The sequence below is a fragment of the Endozoicomonas sp. 4G genome (genome assembly GCF_023822025.1).
GTDB lineage: Bacteria > Pseudomonadota > Gammaproteobacteria > Pseudomonadales > Endozoicomonadaceae > Endozoicomonas_A.
In genome coordinates this window covers 277,878-291,760 of sequence record NZ_CP082909.1, presented here as the reverse complement: position 1 = coordinate 291,760, position 13,883 = coordinate 277,878, and the positions used below count along the sequence as shown (strand labels likewise).

Genomic DNA, 13,883 nt, shown 5'->3' with positions numbered 1-13,883 from the left:
AACTCTGTTACAGAGTCTGGTTAACGAACTGCATCATTTCATCAGCTGCGGCAATGACCTTGGAATTCATTTCATAGGCCCGTTGTGCTGATATCATATTGACCAACTCTTCCACTGAGCTGACATTGGAGGTTTCCAGAGTGTACTGTTTCAACACTCCCAAACCTCCCTGACCGGCGGCACCTTCTATCGGATCACCACTGGCGGCAGATTGCAGGTACATATTTCCCCCCTGAGCCACCAGACCCGCCGGATTAACAAAGTTAGCGATGTTGATCTGACCTATTTCTTCTGATTCAGCCTGTCCCTGAATCGTTGCCATAACAATGCCATCTTCACTGATACTGATTCCGGTCGTCTCAGCGGGTACGATAATGCCCGGTTCCAGAGGCAAACCACTGGCATTCACTATTTGACCATCGCCGTCTAAATGAAACTGACCATTTCTGGAAAAGGCAAGGGTGCCATCAGGCTGGGTAAACTGAAAAAAGCCATTACCGATGATCGCCAGATCCAATGCCTGTTTCGTGGTTTCATAACTGCCGGGAGTGAACACTTTCTGGGTTCCGGTCATTTTTACGCCGGTTCCCAGCTGCAAACCAGCAGGCAGTTCGTTGTCCTGGTCTGCCAGGGCTCCTGGCTGCCTTTCAATGTGATAAAAGAGATCTTCAAAATTGGCCCGATCCCGTTTGAAACCGACAGTATTGACGTTGGCCAGGTTGTTAGAAATGATGGACATCTGCTTTTCCTGAGCAGCCAGTCCGGTTTTACTGACCCATAATGCGGGATTCATAGACTCATCCTCTGGTTATTGTCTGTCAGTTACTGATCTCTGATTAAACGGTCACCGGCAGAAGCCATATCGCCAGCGGTTTTCATCAACTTCATCTGGGCTTCAAACTGTCGACTGAGGCTTAAAAACGACACCATTTCTTCTAACGCATTGACATTACTGCCCTCGAGGAAACCACTGCGCAACCTGACCTCCGGGTCTGCCTCCAGCGCTTCGCCTGCTATGGTACGAAACAGCCCGTCTCTGTCTTTGGCAATGTCTTTAATATCCGGGTTCACCAGCTTTAACTGGCCTACCTCGACAGGATTGCCGCCCTCAGCCGGTACAATGCTCACCGTACCGTCGGCACCAATAGCGACAGACTGACGATCCGGCAACTGAAGAGGCCCGCCATCACCCATAACGGGAAGCCCCCCGGCGGTCAGCAGATTACCTTCTTCATCTACTTTTAGCTGTCCGGCACGGGTATAAGCTTCATTGCCATCGCCACCCTGGACGGCAAACCAGCCACTACCCACGATCGCAACATCCAATGCCCGACCGGTTGTATCCATGGCGCCGCTGGCGAAACGACTCCCCAGTCCACGGGTCTTGGGCATCACTCGCGTGTCATGGCCATCACCCACCATTTCTACGGACAGACTGCTGACAAAGTCACGGCGGAATCCGGGGGTAGAGACATTAGCCAGGTTGTTGGCATGGACCTGCTGCGCTTTCATGGCCAGATTCGCTCCGGCCGTGCTGATATAGAGAACTTTATCCATCAGATAATATTCATCAGTGCCTGAGTAAGGTTATTACTGGTTTCAATGGTTTTGGCATTGGCCTGATAGTTACTCTGGGCCTCAATCAAACGCACCAGCTGCAACGATATATCGACATTCGATTGTTCCAGTGCCCCTGACTCCAGGGAACCCATCACCCCCGCCCCCGGAATACCCAAAGCAGGATCACCAGAAGCAATGCTTGACTGCCAGAGGCTGTCGCCCATAGGAATCAGACCACTGTCGTTGGCAAAATCGGCCAGCACCACCTGTCCCTGTACCTGGGTTTGTCCGTTAGAGTAAAGAGCCTCAAGAACACCGTCGTCGGTAATCTGAATACTGCTGAGTGAGCCCGGAGGAAAACCATTCTGGGTGACCTGGTTTACCGCAGAGTTAGTGCCCAACTGAGTGAACTTTGAAATATCTATGTCGAAGCTCATCCCATTAGCACCCGACAACCGGTTATCCCCAGCTATAATGCCCATAGTCAGGGTGCCGGGATTAGGTGTTGCCAAAGTTCCGTCGTTATTAAATGTGACTGACTGGGACAGTTCAGGTCCATCCCCATCAAAATAAAATTCAATATCCCAGGCATTATCTCCTGTCTTTTCAAAATACATACTGACAGTGTGGGATCCACCCAGACTGTCATTCACGTTAAATGCCATGGTGGAACTAAAAGTAGACTGGTCAGTTGGATCGATTGGCAGAGGAGCACTAGCCGGGTCAGTTGGATCTGTTAGCCTGACAGGAATGACATCAAGCCTGGCATCCAGATTAGCAAGGGCTACTACGTTGCTGGTAGCCTGGGCGGGCATAGAAGTCTGGTTGATTTTGAGGTCAGTCTGGGTACCCACCAGTACGTTGCCTGACCCATCGGCTGAATACCCCTGAAGCTTCAGACCCTGATTATTCACCACGTAATTATTAGCATCTAACTGAAAGTAGCCAGCCCTGGTGTAATTCATTTGACCATTGTCATTAACCACAAAAAAACCCTGGCCACTAATGGCCATATCAAGGGCATTGTCGGTTGAGGTGATATTGCCCTGGGAGAACTGCTGGCTGATAGTGGCTACCTCGACACCGGCTACCTGACCATCACCTCCTCCTACCGAAGAAGCATAAACATCAGAAAATTCAGCACGGGATCCTTTAAAGCCAATGGTGTTACTGTTGGCAATATTATTACTGACTATTTCCAGATCCTGCTGTGCAGCATTTAATCCGGTCAACCCGATCCTAAACGACATGTTCTACCCTCCCTGGTAGTCTCAGTTACCTGTAATTAATCGCCAATCATTGAGATAGAAGACAGCGGTACAGACCCCATGCCATCAAGCTTTAATTCAGCCCCGGCACCGGTCATATTGACACCTGTTACCGTTGACTTCATGGACAGTTTGCCGGTGTAGGCGACATTGTCGTTTACTCCGGTGGCCGTGACGATGTATTGCCCGGGTTTAAGCTCATCCAGAGTGAATGGGATAACACCTGCTGATTGCTGTCCCAATGATTGGGACTGAACCAAAGTACCGTCTGGCGTATAAACCCGAATAAGCACATCAGAAGCATTGACCTGCAACTCGGCCTGTCCACTGTATTCACCCGTCTCATCCACCGTCAGGCTGTTGGAGCCAACCCAGACTTCCTTCCCTACCAGTCCAACGGCTCCGAGCGCCTGAGTCTGCTGAAGAGAGCTGGTCAGACCGCCAATTCGTTCATCAATAGAGTTAAGACTTTCAACAGACGATATTTGAGAAAGCTGTGTCAGCATCTGATTGGTGTCCGTCGGTGCCAACGGATCCTGATGTTTCAACTGGGCGATGAACAGTTCAATAAACTGGTTCTGATTGACCTGCAACCCCCGGCTGTTGGTTTGGCTACTGCTGCTGCCTGGTGAAACCCCACTAACGCCTGTCATAGCTTTTCCTTTTACTCACCCAGTGACAGCAATCGTTGCTGTAATTTCTTGGCACTCACCATAATTTCCATACTGCTCTGGTAACTGCGAGTGGCCGACAGCATGTCAGCCATTTCCTCGATCACGTTGATGTCCGGATAGAACACATAACCCTCCTCATTCGCCAGTGGGCTATCTGGTTCGTAGCGTTTATTTTTTTCACTGGCTGGCATTTCGATCACTTCATCAACCTGCACTCTGGCAACGCTATTATCTTCTCCAACCGTCTGCTGATACACAGCAGAAAAAACCGGTCTCAGAGGACGGTAAGCCTCTTCAGGAGTGCTGCCGGGGCTGGAAATATTAGCCAGGTTACTGGCGATGGTGTTCAGGCGAACCATCTGGGCATTCAATGCCGAACCGGATATTTCATAGAGGTTATTCAAATGCATTTATCGACCTCCCTTAATGGCGTTCTCAAGGGAACCCAGCTTCTTACGCAGAAAAATAAGGCTGGTTTGAAAGTCCATGGCATTCTGGGAGAAAGAGGCCTGCTCAACCCCTAACTCTACCGAGTTGCCGTCGGCACTTTCCTGATAGGGAATGCGATACATCATCGACCCCTCTTCACCGGCAAGGGGCATTTCCAGATGCCTGTCATCGGTGGTGGTCGCTCCGGAAAGCTGATGTTTCAGGATGGCTTGAAATTCCACATCCCGGGCCTTGAATCCCGGTGTATCCACGTTTGCCAGGTTCCCGGCAATCACTTCTGCACGGGTTCCACGAAACGCCAGTGCCTGGGGATGAACACCCAGCGCAGACTCAAAACTGATGGCCATAGGAGTTAAGTTCCTGTTTTATCGTTATTGGAGTGGTCTGTCAGCCAAGTTCACATTGGTTTAAGATTTATCTAGCAACTCAAGGAAATCTTTAGCCGTTAACGGTCAGTTAATGGTCAACGTCAGGGTGGAACAATCCTTTATGCTGCTAAATACGACAACACAACTGTTTCCTTTATGGGCGGTTATCTTTTCGGCTCTCGCTTATTTCTTCCCCGGGGGCTTTGATCATCTTGGCTACCTGATTACTCCCGGACTCAGCCTGATCATGTTATTTATGGGACTGACTTTATCAGTAACCGACTTCACCCGGATCAAAAACCGTTTACCCGCGTTAGCTGCTGGCATCTTACTGCAATTCGGGATCATGCCTTTTGCCGGATTATTGATTGCCCAACTTCTGAGCCTTCCTGCGGATTTGACGGTCGGTATGATTCTGGCGGGCAGCGTAGCCGGAGGAACCGCCTCTAACGTGCTGTGTTATCTGGCCAAAGGCGATGTTGCCCTGTCCATTTCAATGACCGCTGCATCCACCCTGATTGGCGCTTTCGCTACTCCCCTGTTAATCAGTCTTCTTGCTCACCAGTATATTGAAGTGGAGCCACTGGCGATGATGTGGAGTCTGGCGAAAGTGGTTATTTTGCCTGTGGCGCTGGGGGTACTGATCAACCATTTCTGCCATGGTTTTGTGCAAAAGCTGAACCCCCTGTTTCCGCTCTGTTCCATGGCCACCATCCTGTTGGTTATTGCCGTGGTTGTGGCATCTAATGCACAGGCACTGCCGGACATTGGACTGATCACTCTTCTGGCCGTGGCACTGCACAACGGCACAGGTCTGAGCCTCGGTTATCTGGCAGCACACCTCTTGGGCTTTGACCGAAAAACCTGCAAGACCGTCGCCATCGAAGTCGGTATGCAGAACTCCGGTCTGGCGGTGGTACTGGCTACCAAATTCTTTACGCCTGCGGCGGCCTTACCCGCTACCTTCTTCAGCATCTGGCATAACATCACCGGCTCGGTGCTCGCCACCTTGTGGGCAAAGAGAGTGGGCAAAGAGAGAGAACGCTACTCAAAGCGATGAGCAAGGGACCTGATCTCTTCTATGATCGCCCTGAGCCCATTGCCCCGTGATGGGCTCAGATGATTATAAAGATCCAGCCTGGCAAACCAGTCATCCATATCAAAACGACTGATGTCTTTTGCCGTGCAGTCATTAACGACAGAAAGCACGATAGCGATCAACCCTCTGATAACCCTGGCGTCAGAATCCACAGCAAAATGCAGTTTCATGGTTTGCTCATCATAAAAGTGATGCAACCAGACGGTGCTTTCACAACCATGAAGTCGTGACTCTTCCGTTCTCATGGCTTCTGGCAGGGAAGGCAGTTTCTTGCCAAGCGACATAATATGCAGGTATTTGTCCTGCCAGCTTCGGGCAGTGGTGATGGTCTGGAAAATCTGATCTTTGGTGAACGCAGCAGCATGTTCACCTTCAAGCTGATTCAAGAAGACTGAATTAACGTTAGCCTCCTTACTCTCCTGTACAGCATCAAACTCCCCCTTCACAATACCGGTCAACGCTATCAGAAAAGCGTCCACATCATCCAGTGTGTTATAGACGGAAAACGACGCTCTGACGGTACCCGACAGGCTCAGGTGTTCCATCAGCGGCATGGTGCAATGGTGGCCGGTTCTTACCGCAATACCCTGCTGATCCAGCAAAAGACCAATATCCTGGTTGTGAAACCCTTCGACCACAAAAGAGACGACAGATACCTTATGTCTGGACTCACCTACCAAAGTGACTCCGGGAATATTTCTCAGACCTTCTTCCGTTCTTTTTCTCAGTCGCTCTTCATGTTCGGCCACCTCTGCCATATCCAGCGACTTCATAAACCGGATGGCCTCCCTGAGCCCGATCACCCCCGACACATTAGGCGTACCCGCTTCGAACTTGAACGGTAAATCGTTGAACGAAGTGCCACTGAAACTGACCTTGCGAATCATTTCTCCCCCGGCCTGCCAGGGAGGCATGGCTTCCAGCAAGGCTTTTCGACCGTATAAAACACCGATACCGGTTGGGCCAAACACTTTATGGCCGGAAAAAACATAGAAGTCACAGTTCAGTTGCTGTACATCAACGCAAGAATGAGCCACCGCCTGGGCACCATCCACCAACACCAGTGCACCTCTGGCTTTAGCCTCAGTAATCAGTGTTTCAACCGGATTCACGGTGCCAATCGCATTAGAGACATGGGTAATCGCAAGAATTCTGGTTTTGTCCGTCAGCCGTTCACGAAAACTGTTGAGATCCAGCTCTCCCTGCGCGGTGACATTAATGACGTTAATCACAGCGCCGGTTTGTTCGGCGATAAGCTGCCAGGGCACAATATTGGCATGATGCTCCATGGCTGAGAGCAGAATTTCATCGCCCGGCTGCAACTGACTTCTTCCCCAACTTTGAGCGACCAGATTCAAAGCTTCTGTCGCTCCCCGCGTCCAGATAATTTCATCGGAACTGGCGGCGTTCAGGAAATGCTTGACCTCCTCTCTGGCTTCCTCGAAAGCATGGGTTGAGCGGGCACTCAAGAAGTGTGACGCACGATGTACATTGGCATTGGCTTCCCGATAAAAGCGGTCAATGGCTTCAATGACCGGGAAAGGCTTTTGAGTAGTGGCGGCGTTATCCAGATACACCAACGGATGGCCATGGGCATGCTGCTCGAGAATGGGAAACTGCTTTTTCAGGTTCATAGACACATATCCTGATTTGATGCGGGCATTGTACTCAGAAATGTAGGAAAGCAGTAAACAACCAAAGTACCGTGAGCCCGAATTTAAGAAACGTGAAGCTGCTCGTTTCTATCATTTAGCACGTCTGCTCCCGTAAACGTCAGGTTGCTCTAAAATACAACATGCAGCAACGCAGTAGGAGCTTTAGTTATGTTGAGGAAAAGTATCCATCAAACCTTTTCGTCAGTGTTTTTGGTGGTTTCGTTGTCGCTGTACTCCCTGAATGTCTTTTCCGAAGATATGACAGCCAAGGTAGAGTTCACACAATGGCTCGGTCCCGATATCTACACAGTTACGGCATCATCAAAGCAATGCATTGACTATGTCACGCCGTCGAATTTGCAGTTGTTCCCGGAATATCCACAAACCATAACTATTCATTACCTCGCAGATGGTGTCCCCTGTAGAGCAAGTCCCTCTATCGAGCTGTTCGAAGTTAAAGACATTCTACAACCTGATAAGGTCGCCCGGTTTGAATGGTTGCTGTACGCTCAAGGCCCAACGTTGACGGAAGTCCATGATCCTTATGGATTATTGTCGTTTGATACTAGCGATCCCTTCGATATTAAAGTCTGGGTCAGTCCCCTCAACCAGTCTCGGCCGACCACTTCCAACTCAAATTAATTTTTCTTGTACTGAGAACAGGCTGACGTCCTAAAATACACCATGCAGAGATGCAGCAGGAGCTTTAGTTATGTTAAGGCAAAATATCAATCGAACCTTTTCGTCAGTGTTTTTGGTGGTTTCGTTATCGCTCTGCCCACCAAATGCTCTCTGCGACAATGCGACGGCCAAGGTAGAATTCATACAATGGCTCGGTCCCGACCTGTTCATAGTTACGGCATCACCAAAGGAATGCATTAACTATGTCACGCCGGGGAGTTTGCTGTTGTTCCCGGGAATTCCACAAACCATGACTATTCATTACTTCGTAACCGGACCCCACTGTAGTGCGGATCCCTCTATCGAGCAGTTCGAAGTGAGAAACTTTCAACAACCTGACAAAGTTGCCCGGTTTAAATGGACATTGCAATTCGCTAGCCCAACGCTGTCGGAAATCTATGACCCTGATAAATTACTGTCGTTTTATACTAAGTACCCCTACGACATTGTAGTCTCGATCGTTGGTGGCGGTCAGTCACAACAGGCCACTTCCAACTCAAATTAATTTTTCTTGTACTGAGAACAGGCCGACGACCTATAATACACCATGCAGTAATGCAGTAACGCGGTAATGCAGTAGGAGCTTTAGTTATGTTAAGGCAAAATATCAACCAAACCTTTTCATCCGTGTTTTTGGTGGTTTCGTTATCGCTCTGCTCCCTGAATGCCTTCTCTGACAGCACGGCCGAGGTAGAATTCATGCAAGGGGCCGGTACCGACACTTTCACAGTTACCGCATCGCCAAGGGAATGTATTGGCTATGTCTCGCCGTGGACTTTGCAGATAGTTCCGGAGTATAGCCAAACCATGACTATTCGTTACCTCAAAAAGGATCACTTCTGTAGCTTAAATCCGTCTATCGAGCTGTTCGAAGTGCAAAACAATCAACATCCTTACAAGATCGCTCTATTTAAATGGTTACTGAGATCCGGTGCCGGTGAACAACCCTCTGTGACGGAAGTCCATGATCCTGATGGATTTTTATCATTTGACACTGACAACCCCGAACACATTAAAGTCAAGATCAGTTATAGCCATCAGCATCAATAAGCATAACTTCTTATTCCAGAACCTTGGAACCAATTAGACAATAGCGCATTATTTAAAAAAATCTGCTGAACACATAATGCGTAAAAAATCCCAACTCGGACAAAAATCAAAGTTTGCCGGAGCATCCATACTCTTGGCTGCCGGGCTTCAAAGCGCGTATGCGGCAGAGCCTTCCGGTGAAGCGTACGACGTTGCTGGAGTACCCTTCCTGTTCAGCGGTGAAAAGTGGGGAGTCGCTTTGGGTGGTGCCGGAGTAATCAAAGGCATTGGACAGCCACAAGCCTCCTTGTTCGGAAGCGCCATCGCTTCCACTAACGGTTCTGAACTGGTCTACCTGGGCCTGCAAAATTTCATCATTCCTGGTCTTGATCAGATGCTGGTGAGTGTGAACACACTTTATAGTGATTACACACAGTCCAGTTATTATTTGCCCGGCAACCCGGACTTTTCCGGTGAGCAACCCGGCAGTAATGACTCCAGCAAAGATAACTTCATAACCACCAGCAGTGTTGAACAAAGCTTTGCGGCCCGTTTCAAATACATTCTGCCCATTGCAGAAGGTCGAAACGGTGCCCTGGCCAGCCTGAAGGGGGATGCCACTGCCGGTGAAGTCTGGAACCCTCTGACCTCCGGGATCAGCTCTTTCGAAGTTCAGCCTTTTTATGAAAGCCAGGAACTGGATGATCACTCAACCGATTCCGCAGACAAGGCGGCTGGTATCAAGTTCATTCTGGATTACGACAACCGTAATGCCAGCCAATTGCCAACCCGGGGTAGCCAGACAACCTTCACCTACACCAAAGACTGGGGTAGTGAAAACCGTGCAGACTGGGCAACCTGGGAATTTGAATTCAGCAAGTTCATCAGCCTGGGTAGTAGTGAATACCTTGATCAGCAGGTCATCGCACTGAACGCCTGGGTAGCTGACACGCCCACCTGGAATGACACTACCCACGTCAATGGCGCAGAAGTGTACCAGCGCCCTCCTTCTTTTGCCGGAATTTCTCTGGGCGGCTGGGATAAGCTGAGAGGTTACAGTACCGACCGTTTCTATGGCCGGTCAGCGGTTTCTTACAGCCTGGAGTTCCGTGCTATTCCGAACTGGCAGCCCCTTGAGGACCTGCCGGTCATCGGACCTCTGTACGATATTCCCTGGTGGCAATGGACCCTGTTTGTTGATGCCGGGCGCGTTGCTGACGACTTCGATCTGGGAGAACTCCACACCGATATGAAATACAGTGTCGGTGGTGGTATCCGCTTTAAGGTGGAAGGCATCACCGTGAGAACTGAAATCGCCAGCAGTAAGGAAGACAACCAGCTGCGGATCTTTATTAACCAGCCTTTCTAACACACGGTTTCGATGTAATTGACGGGCTCCCTCTATCAATATCAATGACACTCAAACTCCGTTCACCCTGAGCGGAGTCGAAGGGTGGTTGGCACGGTCTTCATTGTTGGTTCGGAGTCCACATCCTTCGACTCCGCTCAGGATGAACGTAGATTTTCACATCTAACTCATTGAAGTGACGTACTAAATTGTTTGCCAGTGGGGATGCTCTGCCTCACTGGCTTTTTCTTGCCCCATGCTATTTTACTTTTTTCTGGCAAATACTGGCTGCCTGTGTTATACCTTCCACCACATCAAACAAACTGATTTTTTTATTTGTCTGTCATGAAACTCAACCCCATCAGCAACATTATCCTGCTACTAGTCGTGGTGATTACCATCTCCGCGCGGGGTTCTGTTGGCTGACAGATCAGAGTTTTAAAAACCCCCGCACCGAAAGGTCCGGGGGTTTTTTCGTATCTGGGGCCTGAAAACCCCGGAAGCACAGGCAAAATGACGGCTCCGAACCTAAAGGATAGAACCATGCTAAACGTAAACAACAAACTGATTATTGCTGTTCTAAGTCTGATTATTGTGGCGGTCGTCAGCCTTCCTGAGCTGCTCATGAATGGGAGAGGTCAACCCTATGAACGGCGCTAATGCACTGGTAAAACACCTCTCCCAGCGTGGAGTCCAGCATGTTTTCGGTTATCCCGGTGGCACTATCATGCCCGTTTATGACGCCCTCCTGGATTCCAATGTTGAACACCTTCTCTGCCGACATGAACAGGGCGCTGCGTTCGCCGCCATTGGCTATGCCAGAGCCAGCGGTAAAACCGGAGTCTGTATTGCCACTTCCGGCCCCGGCGCTACCAATCTGGTCACCGCCTTATCCGACGCCATGCTGGATTCCATTCCACTGGTAGCCATCACCGGTCAGGTGCCCACTGCCATGATGGGAACCGATGCCTTTCAGGAAATGGATATTCTGGGTATGACACTGAGCTGCACCAAACACAGCTTTCTGGTGACCGACCCGAATGAAATCTGCGAAACCCTGAACAAAGCGTTCGAGCTGGCTCAGTCTGGTCGTCCCGGCCCTGTTTTGGTAGACCTGCCAAAAGATATTCAGCAGTCAGAAGCTCACTACACCCCTCCACTCAACGTGATAGAAGAAAGCGCTGCCGACAGTTTTGACAAGATTGATAGCGCCATTGCTCTGCTCCAAAACAGCAATAAACCCCTTGCTTACGTGGGCGGCGGCGTCGGCATGGCGAATGCAGTAGAGGAACTCAGGACATTTCTGACAGAAACCGGTATCCCCAGCGTTTGCACTTTAAAAGGCATCGGAGCGGTTCGCCCCGACGACCAGGGCTACCTCGGTATGCTGGGTATGCATGGCACCCGGGCTGCTAACCTGGCCGTGCAGGAGTGTGACTTACTGATCGCTATCGGAGCCCGTTTTGATGACCGGGTCACGGGCAAGCTTGAGGGCTTTGCCCCTAATGCGAAAGTCATCCATCTCGATATTGACCCGGCAGAATTTGGTAAACGTCGCCAGCCCGATATCAGCCTCAGCGGTTGCCTGAAAAAGAATCTCAACAGCCTGGCCATCACGCTGGCTAAGACTGATTGGTTACAACAGTGTCAAACCAGCCGCAGGGCCAACCAGTGGTGTTATGACAAACCCGGTGAAGACATCTTTGCGCCTCTGCTTCTGAAACAGTTATCTGAAGCCACCCGCGAGAACGCTGTGATCAGCTGTGACGTCGGCCAGCACCAGATGTGGGTAGCCCAGCACATGAACTTCTATCATCCTAACAACCACCTCTCCAGTGCCGGGCTTGGCACCATGGGCTTTGGCCTCCCGGCAGCGATAGGCGCAGCCATTTCAAGACCACAGGACGATGTGATACTGGTTTCCGGAGACGGCTCTTTCATGATGAATGTGCAGGAACTGGCTTCGATCAAAAGAAAACAGCTCCCCGTCAAAATTGTCTTACTCGACAACCAGCGGCTGGGCATGGTGAAGCAATGGCAGGAACTTTTCTTTGACCAGCGCTACAGTGAAACTGACCTTTCGGACAACCCAGATTTTGTAACGCTGGCCAAAGCCTTTGGTATTGAAGGCAAAATGATTACCAAAAGAGCTGAAGTGCTCCCGGCTCTGGAAGACATGCTCCGGGCTCCGGGGGCAAGAATACTTCATGTCTGTATTCACGAGCGGGAAAACGTCTGGCCCCTGGTACCACCCGGTGCCGCCAACCACGAAATGATAGAGGCAAGAGCATGAGTGATTCCAGAACCCACTTCGCTTTGACCATCCAGTGTCGTAAAACACCGGAGGTAATGGAACGGCTCCTGCGGGTTGTCAGGCACCGGGGATTTGAACTGCAACGTTTCTCCATGACCAGCGCCGAGTGTGGGAAAATCGTCTCTGCTGATCTTGAAGTCTGTAGTGAGCGTTCCATTGAAATGCTCACCCGTCAGATAGAGAAATTATACGACGTTCTTCAGGTTCACCAATCCACGACAATGGCAGCAATGCCTCAGGAAAAACGGTCACACGCCGCTCCCTGACTTTTTTCAGATTCGCTGACGAACATATCCAGCTCTTTACTCTGGATGTGTTCCAGCAATTCATCTCTGATAAACTCCCTTAGCCAACGATGGGCCCGGTTCAGCTCCCAATACTCAGGCCAGACAATATTGAAGCTGACTTCGGGAATAGTTTTTGGACACTCCCGGATCACATAGCCTGACAGACCTTCCATAAACATCGACACTGAAGCCGGAGCCAGGAACACACAGTCTGTCCCCTTAATCAACGCCAGACTGACCGACAGACCGGGCGACCAGGTTTTCACCTGGACCGAATTCAGGAAACGGTTGATCTCACCCTGTTGATGCAGATTCATATTGTCCCGTTGCACCACGAAGGAAAAAGACTTTAAAACGTCTTCCGAAAAAGACTCATGAGCCAGAGGGTGATTTTCACAAAGTATCAGACACATTCTGTCTTTCATCAGGGCAAAGCTGGACAAACCTTCTTCTTCAGCCCCCATATAACCAATAGACAGATCCAGCTTTCCAGTTGCAACATCAACCGCAGGGTTAATGGCCTGCAAGTCAAAGGTGAGTCCCGGGGCCAGTGCCCATATTTTCTGCAGCACCTCTGGCAAAATCCGCTCCAGCACAACATGCCCGGCAGCAATCCGGAAGTGTCGCTGGGTGGTGGCAATATAAAACTGCTGGTTTTCAAAAATACTGCTGGCTTGTGAGACCACCCTGTTGACATCTTCATGCAATGACAGAGCCTTCTCAGACAGAAAGATCCGGTTGCCTTTTCTCACCAGAATCGGGTCATTCAATGCTTCTCGCAACTGGGCCAAAGTGCGGCTCATAGCAGACTGGGTAACGCACATGATTTGCGCTGCTTTGGAAACACTTTGGGTATCCAACAGAGCTTTCAGGCCAGGCAGGAGGTTCAGGTTCAGTCTGGAAAGGTTCATACACACAGCAGAGGGAATTACAAAGAATGAAATTATGGCTAATCAGCCCTGGATTATGAATAAAACCTTTCAGAAAATCTTTCTGGAAAGACTATTCCGCCTAAAAGTAACACCATATTCCAATCCATAGAAGAGCCGCTTTACATCCTTACGTAACACCCGAAACAGCGATGCATACAAATACTTATTTAAACTTTCATTTGATTCGCAATCAGGTACACTGGAACTGTGCACTCGTT

At 49.9% G+C, this 13,883-nt stretch carries 15 protein-coding genes; 7 read left to right on the top strand and 8 right to left on the bottom strand.

Annotated features, from left to right (window positions below):
* Positions 1–7: 7 nt before the first annotated feature.
* From flgG to flgB, 6 genes are read right to left on the bottom strand one after another with little or no spacing between them, the layout of a single operon-like run.
* On the bottom strand, positions 8–793 hold the full coding sequence (gene flgG / locus K7B67_RS01490; RefSeq protein WP_252178599.1) for a flagellar basal-body rod protein FlgG: 786 nt from the start codon (positions 791–793) through the stop codon (positions 8–10).
* Positions 794–822: 29 nt separating this feature from the next.
* A complete protein-coding gene (gene flgF, locus K7B67_RS01485; protein WP_252178598.1) occupies positions 823–1,557 on the bottom strand; it encodes a flagellar basal-body rod protein FlgF in 735 nt (244 codons plus the stop codon).
* Positions 1,557–2,810 carry a flagellar hook protein FlgE gene (gene flgE, locus K7B67_RS01480; RefSeq protein WP_252178597.1) on the bottom strand — a complete coding sequence of 418 codons (1,254 nt, stop codon included), beginning with the start codon at positions 2,808–2,810 and terminating at the stop codon, positions 1,557–1,559. Before flgE ends, flgF begins: the two co-directional genes overlap by 1 nt.
* A gap of 35 nt (positions 2,811–2,845) precedes the next feature.
* Positions 2,846–3,481 carry a flagellar hook capping FlgD N-terminal domain-containing protein gene (locus K7B67_RS01475; RefSeq protein ID WP_252178596.1) on the bottom strand — a complete coding sequence of 212 codons (636 nt, stop codon included), beginning with the start codon at positions 3,479–3,481 and terminating at the stop codon, positions 2,846–2,848.
* Between the two features lie 11 nt (positions 3,482–3,492).
* Entirely contained in the window at positions 3,493–3,912 is a 420-nt protein-coding gene (gene flgC, locus K7B67_RS01470; RefSeq protein WP_252178595.1) for a flagellar basal body rod protein FlgC, read from the bottom strand.
* Positions 3,913–4,299: a flagellar basal body rod protein FlgB gene (gene flgB, locus K7B67_RS01465; RefSeq protein ID WP_252178594.1), complete on the bottom strand. Its 387-nt coding sequence runs from the start codon at positions 4,297–4,299 to the stop codon at positions 3,913–3,915. It abuts the gene before it with no gap.
* A 142-nt stretch (positions 4,300–4,441) separates the two neighbouring features.
* Here flgB and K7B67_RS01460 point away from each other — a divergent pair, with 142 nt between their 5' ends.
* A complete protein-coding gene (locus K7B67_RS01460) occupies positions 4,442–5,380 on the top strand; it encodes a bile acid:sodium symporter family protein (protein ID WP_252178593.1) in 939 nt (312 codons plus the stop codon).
* Here K7B67_RS01460 and K7B67_RS01455 read toward each other — a convergent pair.
* The gene (locus K7B67_RS01455; protein ID WP_252178592.1) at positions 5,365–7,053 is read right to left on the bottom strand and encodes a SufS family cysteine desulfurase; all 1,689 of its coding nucleotides are present in this window, start codon (positions 7,051–7,053) and stop codon (positions 5,365–5,367) included. The genes K7B67_RS01460 and K7B67_RS01455 overlap by 16 nt on opposite strands.
* Before the next feature lie 189 nt (positions 7,054–7,242).
* Between K7B67_RS01455 and K7B67_RS01450 the strand changes: the two genes are divergently transcribed.
* From K7B67_RS01450 to ilvM, 6 genes are all read left to right on the top strand, one after another.
* Positions 7,243–7,716, top strand: coding sequence for a hypothetical protein (locus tag K7B67_RS01450; RefSeq protein WP_252178591.1), 474 nt, complete (start codon positions 7,243–7,245; stop codon positions 7,714–7,716).
* 70 nt (positions 7,717–7,786) lie between these two features.
* Entirely contained in the window at positions 7,787–8,260 is a 474-nt protein-coding gene (locus K7B67_RS01445; RefSeq protein ID WP_252178590.1) for a hypothetical protein, read from the top strand.
* Between the two features lie 86 nt (positions 8,261–8,346).
* Entirely contained in the window at positions 8,347–8,805 is a 459-nt protein-coding gene (locus tag K7B67_RS01440) for a hypothetical protein (RefSeq protein ID WP_252178589.1), read from the top strand.
* Between the two features lie 76 nt (positions 8,806–8,881).
* Positions 8,882–10,153 carry a hypothetical protein gene (locus K7B67_RS01435; RefSeq protein ID WP_252178588.1) on the top strand — a complete coding sequence of 424 codons (1,272 nt, stop codon included), beginning with the start codon at positions 8,882–8,884 and terminating at the stop codon, positions 10,151–10,153.
* Between the two features lie 625 nt (positions 10,154–10,778).
* A complete protein-coding gene (ilvG, locus tag K7B67_RS01430) occupies positions 10,779–12,425 on the top strand; it encodes an acetolactate synthase 2 catalytic subunit (protein ID WP_252178587.1) in 1,647 nt (548 codons plus the stop codon).
* A complete protein-coding gene (ilvM, locus tag K7B67_RS01425) occupies positions 12,422–12,712 on the top strand; it encodes an acetolactate synthase 2 small subunit (RefSeq protein ID WP_252178586.1) in 291 nt (96 codons plus the stop codon). The genes ilvG and ilvM overlap by 4 nt, the downstream gene beginning before the upstream one ends.
* On the opposite strand, the gene K7B67_RS01420 is transcribed toward ilvM, so the two are convergent.
* Positions 12,682–13,644, bottom strand: coding sequence for a LysR family transcriptional regulator (locus K7B67_RS01420; protein ID WP_252178585.1), 963 nt, complete (start codon positions 13,642–13,644; stop codon positions 12,682–12,684). The two genes, ilvM and K7B67_RS01420, sit on opposite strands and share 31 nt — an antisense overlap.
* Positions 13,645–13,883 lie beyond the last annotated feature (239 nt).

Excerpts from the sequence above, each read along its gene's own strand:
- flgG (WP_252178599.1), bottom strand. The coding sequence starts at position 793 with ATGAATCCCGCATTATGGGTCAGTAAAACCGGACTGGCTGCTCAGGAA.
- flgF (WP_252178598.1), bottom strand. The coding sequence starts at position 1,557 with ATGGATAAAGTTCTCTATATCAGCACGGCCGGAGCGAATCTGGCCATG.
- flgE (WP_252178597.1), bottom strand. The coding sequence starts at position 2,810 with ATGTCGTTTAGGATCGGGTTGACCGGATTAAATGCTGCACAGCAGGAT.
- K7B67_RS01475 (WP_252178596.1), bottom strand. The coding sequence starts at position 3,481 with ATGACAGGCGTTAGTGGGGTTTCACCAGGCAGCAGCAGTAGCCAAACC.
- flgC (WP_252178595.1), bottom strand. The coding sequence starts at position 3,912 with ATGCATTTGAATAACCTCTATGAAATATCCGGTTCGGCATTGAATGCC.
- flgB (WP_252178594.1), bottom strand. The coding sequence starts at position 4,299 with ATGGCCATCAGTTTTGAGTCTGCGCTGGGTGTTCATCCCCAGGCACTG.
- K7B67_RS01460 (WP_252178593.1), top strand. The coding sequence starts at position 4,442 with ATGCTGCTAAATACGACAACACAACTGTTTCCTTTATGGGCGGTTATC.
- K7B67_RS01455 (WP_252178592.1), bottom strand. The coding sequence starts at position 7,053 with ATGAACCTGAAAAAGCAGTTTCCCATTCTCGAGCAGCATGCCCATGGC.
- K7B67_RS01450 (WP_252178591.1), top strand. The coding sequence starts at position 7,243 with ATGTTGAGGAAAAGTATCCATCAAACCTTTTCGTCAGTGTTTTTGGTG.
- K7B67_RS01445 (WP_252178590.1), top strand. The coding sequence starts at position 7,787 with ATGTTAAGGCAAAATATCAATCGAACCTTTTCGTCAGTGTTTTTGGTG.
- K7B67_RS01440 (WP_252178589.1), top strand. The coding sequence starts at position 8,347 with ATGTTAAGGCAAAATATCAACCAAACCTTTTCATCCGTGTTTTTGGTG.
- K7B67_RS01435 (WP_252178588.1), top strand. The coding sequence starts at position 8,882 with ATGCGTAAAAAATCCCAACTCGGACAAAAATCAAAGTTTGCCGGAGCA.
- ilvG (WP_252178587.1), top strand. The coding sequence starts at position 10,779 with ATGAACGGCGCTAATGCACTGGTAAAACACCTCTCCCAGCGTGGAGTC.
- ilvM (WP_252178586.1), top strand. The coding sequence starts at position 12,422 with ATGAGTGATTCCAGAACCCACTTCGCTTTGACCATCCAGTGTCGTAAA.
- K7B67_RS01420 (WP_252178585.1), bottom strand. The coding sequence starts at position 13,644 with ATGAACCTTTCCAGACTGAACCTGAACCTCCTGCCTGGCCTGAAAGCT.